Raw genomic sequence first — 16,098 nt, 5'->3', positions numbered from 1 at the left:
TATTTATCAATATAGTTATTATAACTACTCCATTTATATTCTGATATTGTTTTTACTATTTTAGCTTTTACTGGGTTTTGATGAATATATCTTAGTAATACCAATAAATAGAATTCACTTTCCACTACTTCACTTTTATACCTATTTTGAAATAAATGTCCCACTCTTCCATATTTATTATTATGCCATTGAACACAACCTACGGTTATCCTTTTTATACTAGTTCCTATTTCTTCATCCTCTTTAATTAATAAATGTACATGATTATCCATTAAGCAATATCCATATAATAAAAACTGTCCTTTTGCCTTAAATAGCGCTTTCATAAATTTTTCTCTGTCTTCATCATCTATGAATATGTTCTGTCCATCTATCCCTCGTAGCATAATATGATATATTCCTGTTATACTCCTTTTCCTTTTTTCTCTTCCCATTTTCATCACCATTTTCCATATGTCAAACGAAACGTCCCTTTGTCATTTTTGCCCAAAATTTTTAAAATATTTAAAGATTTTTTTAAAGGATTTATGATAAAATTAAGTGTTGTTTTTTTATCCTTGTTCATCTTTTCTTTCTGTTTTTTCATTAGAGAATTTGGACAAGGACTATCTTATCACTTATCTTATTATATTTTATCTGGTAAAAAATCCCTAAACTTCTGAATTTTTCCCTTGACTTTTGTTTTTATTTTTTATGCAACACCAGTGTCTATTTCTATAACTTATTCTTTTTTAATTTTCCATATTAATTCTACATTGCCGCTGATAAGGCTAACTTCGTGCCAATTCTCAACATCATATATTTTAGAACCAAGATCAATATAAATATTGTCTTTCGTTATCTTTATTTCTGGTTCATGTCCCTTTAATGTCAGAAGTGTATAAGCTAATACAGCCTGATCTTTTAACCCTCCCGTCTTAAATACGATAACCTGATCGGCAAGCATTATACGTTCATTATAATCTTCAAATATTGAACCATATGTTATATTATTATTTATCCATTTAATTATTTCTTCCACTGTTTCTAACTCATTAGCAAGTTCTACAGCTTTTGGAGCTCTCAATGATGCCTTTAAATACAATTCAGGTTTTTTAACATACAGACTCTGATATGCGTATTTAGTTAATATCATTGATTTCGTCTGACTATCACTAAAAATAGTAGAAATAATTCTATCTCTATCTACTTCAATCTCTAAAAAATCTATATTTTCTTTTTGGAGCTCAATATTATTTACTTTACATATAGCATCTAGCAGACTCCCTTTTGTATCAAGAATCTCATCGTTAATTACAATATTTTTGTTAACTGAAATTACATCATTATAAAACCCATAATAATGTTCCTCTGTTATCCAACTTCTTAAGGAATCATTTAATAACTTAATGTTATTATTATCTAATACAATTATCTGGTCGTTCAGTTTTGCTAATCCAAAAACATGTCCACTTATTTTTAAATTCATTATATTATCTGGCTCAATACCTAACAGTCTAAATATACTATAATTTAAATTAGCTATTGTTGCACATTTTCCAGTTATCTTTCCAGAGTAGATTGACATAGCCTTCATTTCACTCGGTAATAGCTTTTTATAAATAGGTCTCCCATAAGCAACTCCCCAAGGATCTTGCCCAGGTTCTTGTTTAAAATCAAGAAGAGTTTGAGTATGTGCTAAATTATTTAATGCCCATGAATTAATTTTTTTTATAGATTTCTTATTATCTAAAGAAGATATGTTTAAGTTATGAATAATATCATGAGTTGTTTGATCTATCATACATGCTCTTAATAAAATAGGAAGTAACCTCATGTTAGTTTCGTATAATTCATGATGCCATTTATTGATTAAAACTAAAATATCTCGTTCATATATATCTTCTCTTTCTTCCAAAGCAACTTTGATAAATTTTTTATTTAATTCAATTTCTTTCAACTTTGTTTCACTAAAGATATGATTGGAATTATCTTTCACAGAACTAGTTGAACCCTCTTCATTAACTTTACTAAAACCAGCTTTTTCCTTATGGCATGCAACAAAGGACATCAATAGTAACAATATTAAAAGAATTGATGATATTTTTCTCACTATGTACAATCCTCCTTAATGAATACATTTTAAAATATATGAGTCTTTATTAAAATAGTACTTTTTAATCATATAGCGTGAAGAAACAAGCAGGTGATAATTTCACTATCTGAATTCTTTTTATATAATTACTTTCAATCTTATATTCAACATTAAATTTTCTCTTTGATCCCATTGTTGGACACTCCCTTTCCTAGTTTTTATTTTACCAAACTATCTTCGTGTCCAGCAAATCGGGTATAGGTCATGGTTTGTGCACCATTTTTTTTTGCCATTTCTAAAGCTTTAAATGTCTCTAGTTTTGTCCCACTATGAGATATTCCTATAGCAACTTCATTGCTATTTATATTTGCTGCTAAAGTCAACTGAGTATGGCTATCCATATACATACTAACAGGAACATTTATTCTAACAAGCTTATATTGTAAATCCTTTGCCACTAATGCAGAAGCTCCTACTCCATATATATGACTTGCATTCTTCATAGCTTCAATAACATCCCTGATAGCTTCTTCATTTATTAGCTTTATGGTATCTTCTATAGCATTAATACTTTGCCTTGCAATCTTGTTGATAACATCCTTTATTGAATCATTAACTTTAATTGCTTCATAAACATTTTCTTGATTTATATTATTTAAAGCAACATCCTTTGCAATAGATATTTTCAAATCTTGAAACCCTTCATATCCTAATTTTCTTGAAAACCTTATAACACTTGATGGACTTGTTCCTGCATAGTTTGCAAGTTCTGATGCAGAAAGAGTACTTACTTTTTCTAAATTTTCTACAATATAATCAGCATAATCAGCAAGTTTTTTTCAGATGGTGTAAAGATATCTATTAGTTTTTTTATTATAAGAATACTGCTCACTTTTTACCTCCTATTTATACTTATTTTACCTGACACGAGGACATGCATGATTACACAAATCGAGTAAACGAAGCCTTACAAAGCCAAACTGACACTATTAATCTTCTAAGCTTTGCATATTTTATTCTGTGCTCTATGAATTTCAGCATCCATTTATAGTCCACATTGTCAAGGAATGCTCTTATATCTGTATCTACGAAACATCCCGTTGCCCTTTATAAAGATTATTGTCGATTTCTTTAAGTATTGGTGAAATATCTTTGATAAAATAAATATATAATTTGTGTAGTGCTCGTGTACAAACTGTATAGAACAGTTTTCGCTCATTTTCATTTTTATAATTCTCTTCATCATCATTATAAATTAAAACTGCGTCAAATTCTAATCCCTTTGACATATGAGAAGCTATAATGACAATTCCATCTTTAAACTCATCTTTTTCACATAAAATTAAATTAGCATCAATAGTAGATTTAAGCAAATTATAAACTTCAAGGCTTTTTTAGAAGTTTTACAAATAATAGCTATTGATTTCATGCCATTCTTTTTCAGTTCTATAATATCATCGACAATTTGTTCTATCAAATATTTTTTACAGGTTAATTGTTTGACTATTGGTTTATCTCCTTTCCCTTTTTTCTCTTCCTATTTTCATCACCATTTTAATTTTATCTCACCATTTTCCATATGTCAAACGAAACGTCCCTTTGTCATTCATATGTCAAACGAAACGTCCCTTTGTCATTTTACCCAAAATTTTTAAAATATTTAAAGATTTTTTTAAAGGATTTATGATAAAATTAAGTGTTGTTTTTTTTATCCTTGTTCATCTTTTCTTTCTGTTTTTTCATTAGAGAATTTAAACAAGGACTATCTTATCATATTTTATCTGGCAAAAAATCCCTAAACTTCTGAATTTTTTCCTTGACTTTTGTTTTTATTTTTTATGCAACACCAGTGATTTTGATTATTGTTTCTCACCAACAACATAATTGAGAATTCATAACAAAAACAATAAACTTAAGTAAAAAGTAAGACAAAAACACAGGCAAGATTAAGCAACAAGCAAGACAACCGAAACGTCCCCTTGTCTGTCAGAACAGGCTAGAAAATATACGCTTCTTTGTGTCCAGTCAGGCAGGAACAGTCCATATCTTGCCCACACTTCTTTCGGTTCTAGCAGTATCCATCATAGTCGATGCATTATCTATTACTAATTCTTCTACTACTCCACCAATAGTATCAAAAGCATATGAAAGAAAATCAAACAGACTATTTTGATCTGTAGAAGGATATATTCTCCATACTTTGAACCTTGATGCCGATAATACTAATGAACCTACATTAAATGTAATTTCACTACCATCTCTAAATCTAAACTTGAGTTTTTCCTTCCAATCAAATTGAGCTTGTTTACCAAAGGGAGTCTCTGACTTTACAGAATTGACTTTTTTCTTAGGTTTAAAGTATTCAGCAAACTCCCTATTTTTTAATATGTAGTAATTAAAATTACTTCTTGAGCACTCTAGGTTATGCTCTCTCACCAAATATCTATATAGATGGGATTTGTAATAGAATATCTGGTTATTATCGGTTGATAACAAAGATTTGATGATATCATAGTATGAATCAAGTTTAGATATTTTTTGTTTTCTAGATTTATCAAAGTCACCTTCATAATATTTTTTAACAGTTCTTCTATCAACTCCTAAGTTTCTAGCTAACTGACTAAAGTTAGGCTTATCCAAATCATTTACCTCCACAATTGTTCTTAACTTAGTTAAATCTCTTAATGAATTTATATTTATCTTAGTATTTATATTTATATCAATTAACATTTTCATCACCCATAAATACTATAGATAATTATTCAGTTGTTGTACATGGAAATATTGGTCACTTTGTACATTCTAATTTTAGCATTTATAAAGCAAGAATAATTAGAATAATAAAAGAAAGTGTAGGAAAAGACCATGTGCATATATTGTTGCCGTGTCCACCAACAATGGCGCCAAGTAAAATAGTCCAATATTTGAAAGGAAGGTCATCAAGAATGATTCAAGATGAATTTCCAGAGCTAAAGAAAAAATATTGGGGACAACATTTGTGGGCAAGAGGATATTTTTGTTCAACAGTAGGAAGTGTAAATGAAGAAACAATAAGAAAGTACATAGCGAGTCAAGAGATAGATGATATAAAAAATAATTTTAGAGTTGAAGAGTGAGTTTAGTCATTATCTTGAGGTTAAGCTAAAGTTCTTTCAGAAGGACTTTAGCCTTAAACATGACTTTCAGTCATAAGATATTTATATCTTAAATCCACCTGCTTTAGCAGGTGCGTAGTTTAATTTTCTTCTATATTCTAGATTTAGATTTGTACTGTATTAGTTTAAAACTAAAATTGTAATATTTTTTTCTAAAAAGCATCAAGCTTTCATGCCACTGTTGACTACATGCACTTTAGCCAATAACGATAAAAACTATCTTTTATCCTCCACTTATTATACTAATTATCTCAATTTCATCCTTTTCATCTAGTGAATGTTTAGAATATCGTTCTATGCAAATATTCTCACCATTTACCCATACTACTACTTTCTCCTCATTCAGATTCAATTTACCCAGAAGTTCTGACACAGTTGTTATAGTTTCAAGATATATTTCTTTGCCGTTAACTTTCATTATATCCATCCTTCCAAAACTCAATCATGATAAGTCTTAAAATTTTAGCAACGTCACTACCTACTTATTTGTTACTTTAGTTTTTTCATATATAAAATCCCTTTAATGATAATTAAGTGAATTTAAAACTCCATTAGGCCCATACTTCACAATTTTGTTGATGGGAGATGAGATATCATTATGTTTACAAAGAGTACTGTCAGCACCGTCAAAGGCACTGATGGGACCCCTTTGTCTGTTTCTAAAATTAAATACATCTATTATGTGTGAATCTTTTCTAGTGTCTCTTTACTCTTAGACTTATATCTCAATATATCTCTAATATTATACAGATAAACAAGAGCAAATATTGTGGCAATTCCTCCTATAAAAAGCCATACATTCAATTGTAAATTCATATCTATCAATAAGCCACCCATTGTTGTTCCTGAAGCAATTCCTAAGCCTTCAATAAAAGCAGATGTACCGCTAAAAGATGCCTTAGCATTTTCAGGTGCATGTTTAATAACTGCTGAGTATAGTATAGGCATACAGATTAATTCTGAAAAAGTAATTAAAACAAATACTACTATCGCACCATAGAAGTTCGGTATGAAGTAAAGAAGCAACAAACTAACAATAGCAAGAGCTATTGCAAATAGTATACTTAATTCATCTCTTTTCTTAGCAGTAAAATGAACAACTATTTGTTGCATTGCAATTGATACAACAGCCATAATAGTGAATAGGATACCTATTTGATTATTTGATATTCCCACTATACTTTTTAGGCCAATTGGAACTGTGGATTCAAATTGTGCCATTAGGAAGTAGAATACAAAGGCTGCCCAGAATAAATTTAAAATCCTTTTGTTTTTTAACAGTAATTTAATGTTTTTTATTACAGAAACATCATGAGCTTTCTTTTTATTAGATATGCTATCCACGAAAATTAGAACCGCTATCGAATAGAGTGCATAAGATATACTACAAGCTATAAAGAGCCATTTAAATGAATATTGTATAACGACTATACCAATAGCAGGTCCTAATGCAAATGCCACACTATATACTAATGATCTCAATGCAAAGGCTTTTGGTTTTAATTCATCATCGTCAGTACTTTCTGCTGTCATAATTCTTATTGTTGGTATTGTAAACGAGCCTCCAATAGTTGTAAGGACTGCTAAAGCCAAAATTATACTATATGTGTTGGCAAAAGCATATAGTAAGTATGCTATTGAATGAATGATTAGCCCCAATAAGAGAATTAACTTTATACCATACTTATCTGCAAAGTATCCGCCAAATAACACCATAATTCTTCTTAATCCTCTATAGACTGTCATTATAGTTGCAATTGCGGTTGCACTGAATAACAAATTTTCTTTTAAGTGGATTGCAAAGTAAGGTATCATCATTGAATAAGATAATACAGTCACAAATGTACCAATCAAAATTACACTAAAGTTTCTATTTATGATTTTCTTATAATCAGCAAACATATTATCCCTCCTTTAAAAACCTAGGCTCTCCTTCACCAATAACACTTTAATCCGCCCCTTCTCAGAACATGTTTCCATTATAGACGTCACACTACATATGCTCTTATTCGAATTACATCTAACACACTGCCCATGTTTTAAGCATGGTGGTGAATATTTTTCCTCACTCCTCTTAGCATTTAAAGGAGCAGCAAAAAGTCTTGCACGGTTCATTGCCTCATCTAAACTCCAACAGACTTTATTGTATCCAATTATTAAATATACTTCCCTTGGACCATATAGAATTGCTGAGACACGGTTTCCAGTGTGGTCTATATTAATAATCTGCCCATCTATTGATATTGCATTTACGCTACAAATAAAGACATCCGATGTAAGAGCTGCCCTCTGAAGTTTATGCTTTTCTTCTCTAGATAAACCAGCTTTATTTCTATTAAGTACGTTATAGCCGCTATCAATCATATTCTCAATTAGGCCTATTTCTGATAATGTTGTTGAGCCACCTACTCCAATCACTTTTTCTTTCTTAATATTGTTTTTAAAGTATTCAATAAGTTCATCAGAATTCTCAAAAATTTCAACTTTGTAGTTCCTTGTGACCAGATTTTCTTTTAACAAATTAAAATCATTATCTATCTTCCATTTAATGTTGCTGTTCATGCGAATCTACCTCCTAACAATATTATGACCAAATTTAATGAGAGTCTAGAAATTATTACTTTACATTCATCATAAATTCGTGATACTCTTCAATCATGTTGCTCAAAATATCTTTATTAGTTCCTAAGTCAAATGAACGTAAAGGCAATTTATCGTATTCTTTGGAATATCCACATTTTTTATTAAAATCCATACAGAGTTTATTAATTCTTAATCCAATTTCTTCAAATTCGCTAGGATCTTTATAATCAATCCCAGTACAACTTTTAATCATTTTAGAAATCTCTTTAAGTCCAATTCCATTAGATACAAAATAACATAATATTGATGAATTTATTACATTAATTAATCCAATATTCTTTAGCAACATATTTACTTTATTATTATGCTTTTTTCTGTCTGCTCCTCCAAATAACTCTGATAATACAGCTCCGTGTAAATGACATCCTCCTCTATTTGAAATTGCATAACCTAATGAAATACCATAATTACCAGAAGGATGAAATGCGGGTAGCTCCATTCCCTTAACATGCATTGCAAAAGCTTTAGAACCTTCAAAAATACTTGATAAATATTTAACTCCATTGTTCATCTCCATACCAAAACCCTTACCTGATGCAATAAGTTTTGTTAAAGCTATTAGAGCTTCGCTACTACCCCATTCAGGCACAACTCCATCAATGTGCTTAGAGTCAATCATACCTTTTTCATAAAGTTCCATTATGAAACCAATTATATTCCCTGTGCTTATTGTGTCTATCCCATATTCATCACATATATAATTTGCTTTCGCAACAGTTTTAAGATCATATATATCTAAATTTATACCTAGGCTCCAAATAGTTTCATACTCTGGACCGTCCAATTCAATCTTCATTCCCTCATACTCAAATTCATATATCTTGCTACAAGCTATGGGACAATTAAAACACGCCACACTTTTTTTCCAAGCCTTTTTAAGATTTTGCGGAAGAAAATTATTAATCTCTTTAGAACATTTATTTTGAAAATTTCTATTTGGTAAAGATTCAAAGAAATTCATTATGTCTATAATATTTCCTGTTCCAACATCTTTGAGATGACTTACCGCCTTACTACTTCTAAGTTCTCTAAGAGTTTCATTAACGTCTTTCATAAACTCTTCTTTATTATAAACGTCTACTCTTTTATCACCTTTTATAACAATACCTTTGAGGCTCTTCGATCCAAAAACTGCTCCAGCACCGCCTCTTCCAGCACATCTACCTTCAGAGAAAACACCCGATATTTTAGAATTTCTTTCTCCAGCAGGACCTACATATAAATTGCTCCATCCAGTATAGTTAGACTTAAAGTATTCTTTAATCTCTGAGCTTTTTAAACCAATTAAATTTTTATTATGATCAAATTTAACTGAGTCATTATTTATTTCTATTAAAGTACTTTCCTTAGATTTTCCTTCAATAATGATAACATCGAACCCGCATTTTTTTACTTCTTTCCCAAAATCTCCACCGCAATAAGATTCTAGATATCCATTAGTCAAAGGACTTTTTGTAAATATACCAAATCGACTACTAGTTGGTGCAATAGTTCCTGTTAATGGTCCAACCGCAATAATTATTTTATTCTCTTTATCTAAAGGATTTTCTTTTCCTGTCATTTCCTTATTTAAATAGTACGTTGCTAGTCCCATTCCTCCTATATATTGTCTATAAAGACTTATACTGATGTCTTCAATGGAAAAATTTGAACTAGATAAATCAATCCTTAATAGTTTTCCACAATTCCCCTTCATTAGAATTCCTCCACCGTTAGTGCCCCTGTAGGACAAATTTCAGCACACCTCAACTCTTCACCACTACAGTAATTGCAGTATAAAATCTTTTCGCCGATTGTTTTTAATACATTATTGGGACACACATCTATACATGCACTACATAATATACATGTGCTATGATCTAAATCAATTTTCTTAGATATTTTAATGGCATCAATCGGACATTCATCTTCACATTTTCTACACTTATCACAATAGTTTAAAGAAATACTATTTCTACTCTTATTTATCTTCAGACTTCCAGTTGATAGAAAATCGCATATGTTTTCACACATCTTGCAACCTGTACATTTCAGTTTATCAAATTTTAATTTTTTAGACTTTTCTAATTCTTCATTAATCTTTTTTTCTGAACCTTTTTTGATAGCAGCTTTAATATTTTTCAATAAAATATCAGGGCTCTTGCTTTTCGTTATTTTCCTTCCAAACAGTATACCCGAGGCTCCAATTTCTATGGCATCACTAATTAAACTATACGCATCGTTATCATTACCTGAGTTAGCTCCACCTAATATCAAAATGGGAATTGTTATCCCGTCAACAAGAGACTTAAAAGTTTCTTTATCACCTGTATAAGGTATCTTTAAAGCATCTGCCCCTATTTCCTGAGAAATACGAGCAGCATCGGCAAGTATTTTAGCGTCCATGGCACCATTGACCTGCCCTTTTATAATCATAGGTTCCATAATAAAGGGAACATCTAACTCATGACATTGTTTAGATATTTCAATGCAATTGAGTAATGTGCCTTCTTCAATCTCCTCATCATATCCTACTACATAATAAGCCACTACAGCATCAACATCATATTCTAAAGCTTCTTTTATACTCATAATGGAAGTATGCATAAGTTTTGAGCAAGGCAAAGCGTTTTTAGTATTTTCTTTGCCTAGTCGTAATGCGTTCATCCAATCTACTCTTAAAATAACAAAAATATCACTACTTCTTATGGTCTCCTTATTATTCATAAGCTGCCCAGGACTAATTAGAATACTATCAGCGCCACCTTTGATAACTTTATTTAGTATTGCTTGAAAGTTTCTCACATTTTCAGTTGGGTCAGACATAAAGCCATGATCCATTGCAACGCATATCCGCTTTTCCTTATTAAATAGCTCTTTAAATTTTCTTTTTCTATAGGTATTCAAAATTTCACTCCTAATCAATTCGAATTCTTATAAGATAACAATACTGAATTATGGCCATATCCTTGATACAAGCTAAGATTTCGTTTGTCTCCTCAGTTGGTCTAGTATATAAGCAATCTCACCATCTGAGCTTCTTAATAACTTTTCGGAAAACATTACACCATCAATGTTTTGAATGTCTTTTAGGATGTCTAGAGTAATATCATCATTTAGATTTTTATCCACACTAATATAAATTGGAATTTTCATATATTCTTTAATTCTTTTAGCACATTCACTAAATTTAATGGGTATACATAGAATGTCAATTCCCATTTCATAGTAAATACTCGAATACATTTCTAAAATATCAATAATATCCAATCTTTCACTTAAGGCCTCATCAACATTGAAATTTAAAATTACTTTGACTTCTGAATCTGAAAAATGAAATTCAGATATTTTCTTTATTTCCTGTTTTTCAAATTCTTCATTATTATTAATAAAGGTTTCTAAAAAAGCAATTCTTGAGTCTAAACTCTTCACAAATCCTTTTGAAAAAATAATTTCATGTTTTATTTCTCTGTTTTTAATTAGATTATATTGATTGTAATTGGAATTATTCCAGTCCGCTCTGATAATCTTCATGTCCCTTTGCCCAGAATCAACAATCCCTACATGATTTTTTATCTGACCAAAGGTGTAAATTAAACCATCAAATTTATCTTTACAGCGCTTAATTACTTTATCAAAATGGACCGTTTCTTCGATTTTTCCTTTCAATAAGGAGTTCGATATGTTTAATATAATATCTATTGAATTTTCACTATTCTGCTTACTCATAAATATCGCCTCTTTTACTTAGAAATATTCTGTAAAATGTAGTTTTTGATAGATTCTTCACAAAGATTATACTTATTGTATAATTCCTCTGCATCATCAGAGCAACCGAAAACATCATTTAGTCCAATTATTTTCACTACAACGCCTTCTTCATTACATAATAAACTTGATACGCTCTCGCCAATCCCGCCAATCACATTATGATCTTCAATAGTTATTACCTTCAGTGTTTTTCTTGCTGACTTTCTAATGCTCTCAGCATCTATTGGTTTAATAGTATGGGTATGAATCAAACTTACCTTCTCCTCAAGGTCCTCTTCCTTAATAACATTTAATACCTTCCCAGTCATTACACCAGTAGTTACTACTGTAAGCTGATCTCCATTTGTCATTACTCTAGCTTTACCAAATTCAATCTTCTCCTCTGATAATTGTGTTTCTGGAATACCTGCCGTCAGTCTAAGATATGTAGGTCCTTGATACTTAAAGCTCTGCCCCACAAGTTCATTAACCTCTCTATGTGAGCACGGATTAATAATTGACATATTAGGTATGGATTTCAAAACACCAATATCTTCAACAGTTTGATGAGTAGCTCCATCTTTACCAATTGAAATCCCAGCATAAATACCTACCATCAGCACATTTAGCTTAGGATAAGCAATACTGTTAACAACCTGATCTAAACATCTTAACGAAATAAATTTAGCCAATGATGTTATAACAGGTTTATATCCTTTTAAAGCTAACCCCGCAGCTATTGAAGCCATATTCTGTTCTGCTATACCTACATTTAAAAAACGTTCTGGGAAGTTTTCTTTAAACAAATAAGTATAAGAAGCTCTGGAAACGTCTGAATCCAAAACAAATATTTTTTCGTCCCTGAAACCTTCTTTAACTATAGTCTCTCCGAATATACAATTTGCTGTCTTAACTAATCCCATTTTGATATCTCCTTTCTTAATTCATTTCTTCCATCTTCTAACAATTCACCGCTAGGAATTTTGCCATGGTATAAGTAATTGTTTTCCATGTATGAGATGCCTTTTCCCTTAACTGTATTACATATAATGACCTTCGGAGTATTACTATTTGTTTCAAGAAAATTGTTAATGGCTTCAACAATTTCTTCAATTCTATGCCCATCAACCGCTAAAACAGACCAGCCAAAAGCTTTCCACTTATCCTTTAAATTTCCCATATCAAGGACATCTTCGGTCCTTCCATCTAACTGAAGGTTATTACGATCAACTAAAGCAATAAGATTCCCAATCTTATTTGCACTAGCAAACATTATTGATTCCCAAATTTGACCTTCATTAAGTTCACCATCGCCCAATATAACATAGGTCATTCTATTAGAATTACTAAGTTTATCTGCAATAGCCATTCCAATTCCTATTGAAAGACCTTGACCTAAAGAACCAGAAGAAGTGCTTAATAAAGGTAATTTCCTACAATCTGGATGGCCTTGAAATGGACTATCATGTTTTCTCAATTGAGATAATAATCCTCTTTCACACAAACCTTTGTTTACTAGAGTAGAATATAAGGCTGGTGCACCATGGCCCTTTGATAAAATTAGATTATCTTTATTCTCTTCATCCAATTCCATAACTTCAAAGTACAATGCTGAAAGTATTTCTATTACTGAAAAACTTCCTCCAAGGTGACCAGAACCTGCTTGAACTATACTTTCAAATGTATCTAATCTTATTTGAGAAGCTTTTCTATATAATTCTCTTATATCGTTTTTCATAGTACTCACCCCAATATGTGTTTTTATTTAATTTATATTATGCAGTCATCTTGGCGACACATTCTGATGCAACTTCAAGACCTTTCACTATTGAACTTTCAAAATCCTGATCATGCAATAGACCATAGATTAGTCCAGCCACAAATGCGTCCCCTGCCCCAGTAGTATCTTGAACCTTTGTAGCTACAGCTTTATGAAATCCAAATAAACTATGATTTCTATAGCAAACACCATCTTCACCTAAAGTTATAATTAAATTCTTAACCCCGAGTTCTAATAGGTCTTCTGTAATTGAATTAAGCGATGTTTTACTTGATAAAGATCTGGCTTCTGAATAATTAGGAACAAAGTAATCGACATACTTTAGAGCCCTCTTAACTTCGTTTAGAGAATAAACATTTTCTGAATAGATCACATCAAGAATAATTTTGATTTCTTTGTTTCTAGTTTTTAATTCTGAAAACAAATATTCCAATTGTTCATCAATTAGCGGCATACCCAATACTCCACCAAAATAAACATATTCATATTGTGATATCATATCCAAGTCTATATCATCCTTGCTAAACGACTTATTAGCTCCTATATTATGGATTATTCTTCTATCTCCTGTTTCATCTAAAAGAATTTGGGATAATGAAGTCCTTAGCTCAGATCTATCTGTTCGCTGCAATTCTATATCAAGCTCTTTACATCTATTCACAATACTGTCACCAAACATATCATTTCCAACTTTTGTTATTAGCTTGCTACGTACTCCTAATCTAGATAGATTTGATGCAACATTTAAAGCACATCCTCCAAAAGATATTTCTACTGTATCAGTAAAAATTAATGATCCTCTCTCAGGTAACCTCCTGCCAATTTTCGTACTAATGTCCAGTACTGATGCCCCAACACAAACTATACTACTCATTCTTTTTCCTCTACAACTTGAATATTATTTAAGCGTTGTGCATTTTTATTAATAATTGCTTCTTTCATATAATATAGCTTGACTTCTGGAGGATAGTAACTACCTTCATCTTCTTCGTTTGGCCATATTCTTTTTTGTCTTTCAGGGTTTTGATATGTAATCTCTGCTAAAGCATCAACATACAATTTGGCTAATTCATGCCTTGACATGTAGTTTGTTCTTAATGTAGGACAGATGTGTGTATATTTATCCCAATCAAATACTTCAATAAAGTTATTTAGATCTCCGTCAAATACACTATCTGAAATTTCTGTTCCAGGGAATGGTGTAAGATAACACATTCTTGGATGTCTATAATTATCTTTATAGAGCTCTATTATAAGGTTTTTTGTTGCCTCCAGCTCTTCTTTAGTTTCATATGGGTGTCCTAGAACAAAAGAAGGTGTTATTACCAATCCTAGAGACCGCCCTAATTTAAATACTTCTTTAATTTTGAATACATTTAAATCTTTACCATAAATCTCATTCAAGATTCTATCAGACGCAGATTCTACACCAACTAGGATTTCCTTACATCCTGCGCTAATCATTTCCTTCATCAATTCTTCATCAAGAAGATCTATACGTGTTTGACATCTCCACATGATATTTAATTTTCTGTTTTTAATTTCACTCAACAAGCTCAAAATAGTTTCTCTATCTGTAGAAAAACTATTATCTACAAATTTAAATAATTTATAGTCATAGGTTTGAACTAAGTGTTCAATTTCATCAACTACTTTTTTAGGATTTCTCTTTCTAAAACTTCCTTCAGTTTTAGGTAGCAAGCAAAATGAACAAGTGAATGCGCACCCTCTACTAGCGAAAATATGGGCTTCTACATTATACTTTTGATATTCAGTTACAGGTACTAAATGTCTTGCAGGCAAAGGAATAGAATCTAAGTCTTCTATATATGCTCTTGGCTTAGTAACAACCATTTCATCTTTTGAGTCAATAAAAGCAAGCCCATCAATATCTATGTAGTCCTCTTTATTAAGTGGTTTTGATTTGTTTTCCTCTAGCTTCGTCCATAGCTCTTTACATGTTATTTCGCCTTCCCCTATGACTACAAAGTCGATATCAGGATATTCCTTCAGTGTCTCATCATATGTAAACGATACGTGCACACCACCGATCATTACGATAATATCTTTATCAACATCCTTTACGATTTTTGCATATTTTGCCCCATTTCTATAATTACAAGTAACTGTAGTAATACCTACTATATCAGGTCTTTCGGCCTTAATGATTTGCTTAACTTCTTCATCTGTATATTTAAATAGATCCACATTAACGACTTTAATTTCATGACCTAACTCTTCAAGTACTGCTGCAATATATAAAATTCCCAATGGAATTCTCATGTATCTACTATCTGAAATATCACCTGTTGGTGAAATAAAAAGTGTTTTCATCTATAACTTCCTTTCTCCAACATAACGCTCTGTAAACTTAAATGAAAATTGAGGACTTCAATCCTCTGTGGTACAATGTTTTTGCTAAAAAAACTATACCTCCCAGAAAGGATGAAGTCCTCATGCAAAAAATTGTACCAATTAAATGTACAAAATGCAATAATAAAGATTCTTTTTACCGTTATGGTAAAGATAAAGATGGTTATCAAAAATACCTTTGTCGCAAATGTAATCACCAATTTGCTCCTGATAAACCAATATCTAAAAAGGTACCTAAATACCCTCGCTGTCCCCTTTGTGGAAAGGCAACTTTTCTTCACCACGATTATGAGTATTACTCTAATTATCGTTGTTGTGATAAAAAATGTAATCACTCTATGTTT

17 protein-coding genes are annotated in these 16,098 nt (G+C 31.1%); 2 read left to right on the top strand and 15 right to left on the bottom strand.

Annotated features, from left to right (window positions below; genetic code table 11):
* The 5 genes from BUB36_RS16460 to BUB36_RS16440 all read right to left on the bottom strand — a co-directional run.
* A partial coding sequence (locus tag BUB36_RS16460; protein WP_242655884.1) for a transposase occupies positions 1-440 on the bottom strand: 440 nt, incomplete at its 3' end.
* A gap of 281 nt (positions 441-721) precedes the next feature.
* Positions 722-2,092: a hypothetical protein gene (locus BUB36_RS16455; protein WP_073152808.1), complete on the bottom strand. Its 1,371-nt coding sequence runs from the start codon at positions 2,090-2,092 to the stop codon at positions 722-724.
* 200 nt (positions 2,093-2,292) lie between these two features.
* The gene (locus BUB36_RS16450; protein WP_278247860.1) at positions 2,293-2,886 is read right to left on the bottom strand and encodes a MurR/RpiR family transcriptional regulator; all 594 of its coding nucleotides are present in this window, start codon (positions 2,884-2,886) and stop codon (positions 2,293-2,295) included.
* 273 nt (positions 2,887-3,159) lie between these two features.
* Positions 3,160-3,447, bottom strand: a complete 288-nt coding sequence (locus BUB36_RS16445; RefSeq protein ID WP_073152803.1) for an ATP-binding domain-containing protein — start codon at positions 3,445-3,447, stop codon at positions 3,160-3,162.
* 652 nt (positions 3,448-4,099) lie between these two features.
* The gene (locus tag BUB36_RS16440) at positions 4,100-4,804 is read right to left on the bottom strand and encodes a transposase (RefSeq protein ID WP_073152800.1); all 705 of its coding nucleotides are present in this window, start codon (positions 4,802-4,804) and stop codon (positions 4,100-4,102) included.
* 11 nt (positions 4,805-4,815) lie between these two features.
* Here BUB36_RS16440 and tnpA point away from each other — a divergent pair, with 11 nt between their 5' ends.
* Positions 4,816-5,190, top strand: a complete 375-nt coding sequence (gene tnpA / locus BUB36_RS16435) for an IS200/IS605 family transposase (protein WP_207550843.1) — start codon at positions 4,816-4,818, stop codon at positions 5,188-5,190.
* 262 nt (positions 5,191-5,452) lie between these two features.
* On the opposite strand, the gene thiS is transcribed toward tnpA, so the two are convergent.
* The 10 genes from thiS to BUB36_RS16385 form a co-directional block, all read right to left on the bottom strand.
* On the bottom strand, positions 5,453-5,647 hold the full coding sequence (gene thiS, locus BUB36_RS16430) for a sulfur carrier protein ThiS (RefSeq protein WP_073152796.1): 195 nt from the start codon (positions 5,645-5,647) through the stop codon (positions 5,453-5,455).
* Between the two features lie 260 nt (positions 5,648-5,907).
* Positions 5,908-7,131: an MFS transporter gene (locus BUB36_RS16425; RefSeq protein WP_073152793.1), complete on the bottom strand. Its 1,224-nt coding sequence runs from the start codon at positions 7,129-7,131 to the stop codon at positions 5,908-5,910.
* A 12-nt stretch (positions 7,132-7,143) separates the two neighbouring features.
* The gene (locus tag BUB36_RS16420; RefSeq protein ID WP_073152790.1) at positions 7,144-7,791 is read right to left on the bottom strand and encodes a lactate utilization protein; all 648 of its coding nucleotides are present in this window, start codon (positions 7,789-7,791) and stop codon (positions 7,144-7,146) included.
* Between the two features lie 55 nt (positions 7,792-7,846).
* On the bottom strand, positions 7,847-9,568 hold the full coding sequence (locus BUB36_RS16415) for an aldehyde ferredoxin oxidoreductase family protein (RefSeq protein WP_073152788.1): 1,722 nt from the start codon (positions 9,566-9,568) through the stop codon (positions 7,847-7,849).
* Entirely contained in the window at positions 9,568-10,758 is a 1,191-nt protein-coding gene (locus tag BUB36_RS16410) for a Cgl0159 family (beta/alpha)8-fold protein (RefSeq protein ID WP_073152785.1), read from the bottom strand. Before BUB36_RS16410 ends, BUB36_RS16415 begins: the two co-directional genes overlap by 1 nt.
* A gap of 72 nt (positions 10,759-10,830) precedes the next feature.
* Positions 10,831-11,580, bottom strand: a complete 750-nt coding sequence (locus BUB36_RS16405) for a hypothetical protein (RefSeq protein ID WP_073152782.1) — start codon at positions 11,578-11,580, stop codon at positions 10,831-10,833.
* Between the two features lie 14 nt (positions 11,581-11,594).
* On the bottom strand, positions 11,595-12,524 hold the full coding sequence (locus tag BUB36_RS16400) for a transketolase family protein (protein WP_073152779.1): 930 nt from the start codon (positions 12,522-12,524) through the stop codon (positions 11,595-11,597).
* The gene (locus tag BUB36_RS16395) at positions 12,515-13,339 is read right to left on the bottom strand and encodes a transketolase (protein WP_073152776.1); all 825 of its coding nucleotides are present in this window, start codon (positions 13,337-13,339) and stop codon (positions 12,515-12,517) included. Before BUB36_RS16395 ends, BUB36_RS16400 begins: the two co-directional genes overlap by 10 nt.
* Before the next feature lie 37 nt (positions 13,340-13,376).
* Positions 13,377-14,255 carry a carbohydrate kinase family protein gene (locus tag BUB36_RS16390; protein WP_073152774.1) on the bottom strand — a complete coding sequence of 293 codons (879 nt, stop codon included), beginning with the start codon at positions 14,253-14,255 and terminating at the stop codon, positions 13,377-13,379.
* The gene (locus BUB36_RS16385) at positions 14,252-15,715 is read right to left on the bottom strand and encodes a B12-binding domain-containing radical SAM protein (protein WP_073152772.1); all 1,464 of its coding nucleotides are present in this window, start codon (positions 15,713-15,715) and stop codon (positions 14,252-14,254) included. The genes BUB36_RS16390 and BUB36_RS16385 overlap by 4 nt, the downstream gene beginning before the upstream one ends.
* Before the next feature lie 122 nt (positions 15,716-15,837).
* On the opposite strand from BUB36_RS16385, the gene BUB36_RS16380 reads away from it, so the two are divergent.
* A partial coding sequence (locus BUB36_RS16380; protein WP_330390529.1) for an IS1 family transposase occupies positions 15,838-16,098 on the top strand: 261 nt, incomplete at its 3' end.

It is taken from the genome of Paramaledivibacter caminithermalis DSM 15212 (genome assembly GCF_900142245.1).
Classification (GTDB): domain Bacteria; phylum Bacillota; class Clostridia; order Peptostreptococcales; family Caminicellaceae; genus Paramaledivibacter; species Paramaledivibacter caminithermalis.
This window is presented reverse-complemented; position numbering and strand designations above follow the sequence as displayed.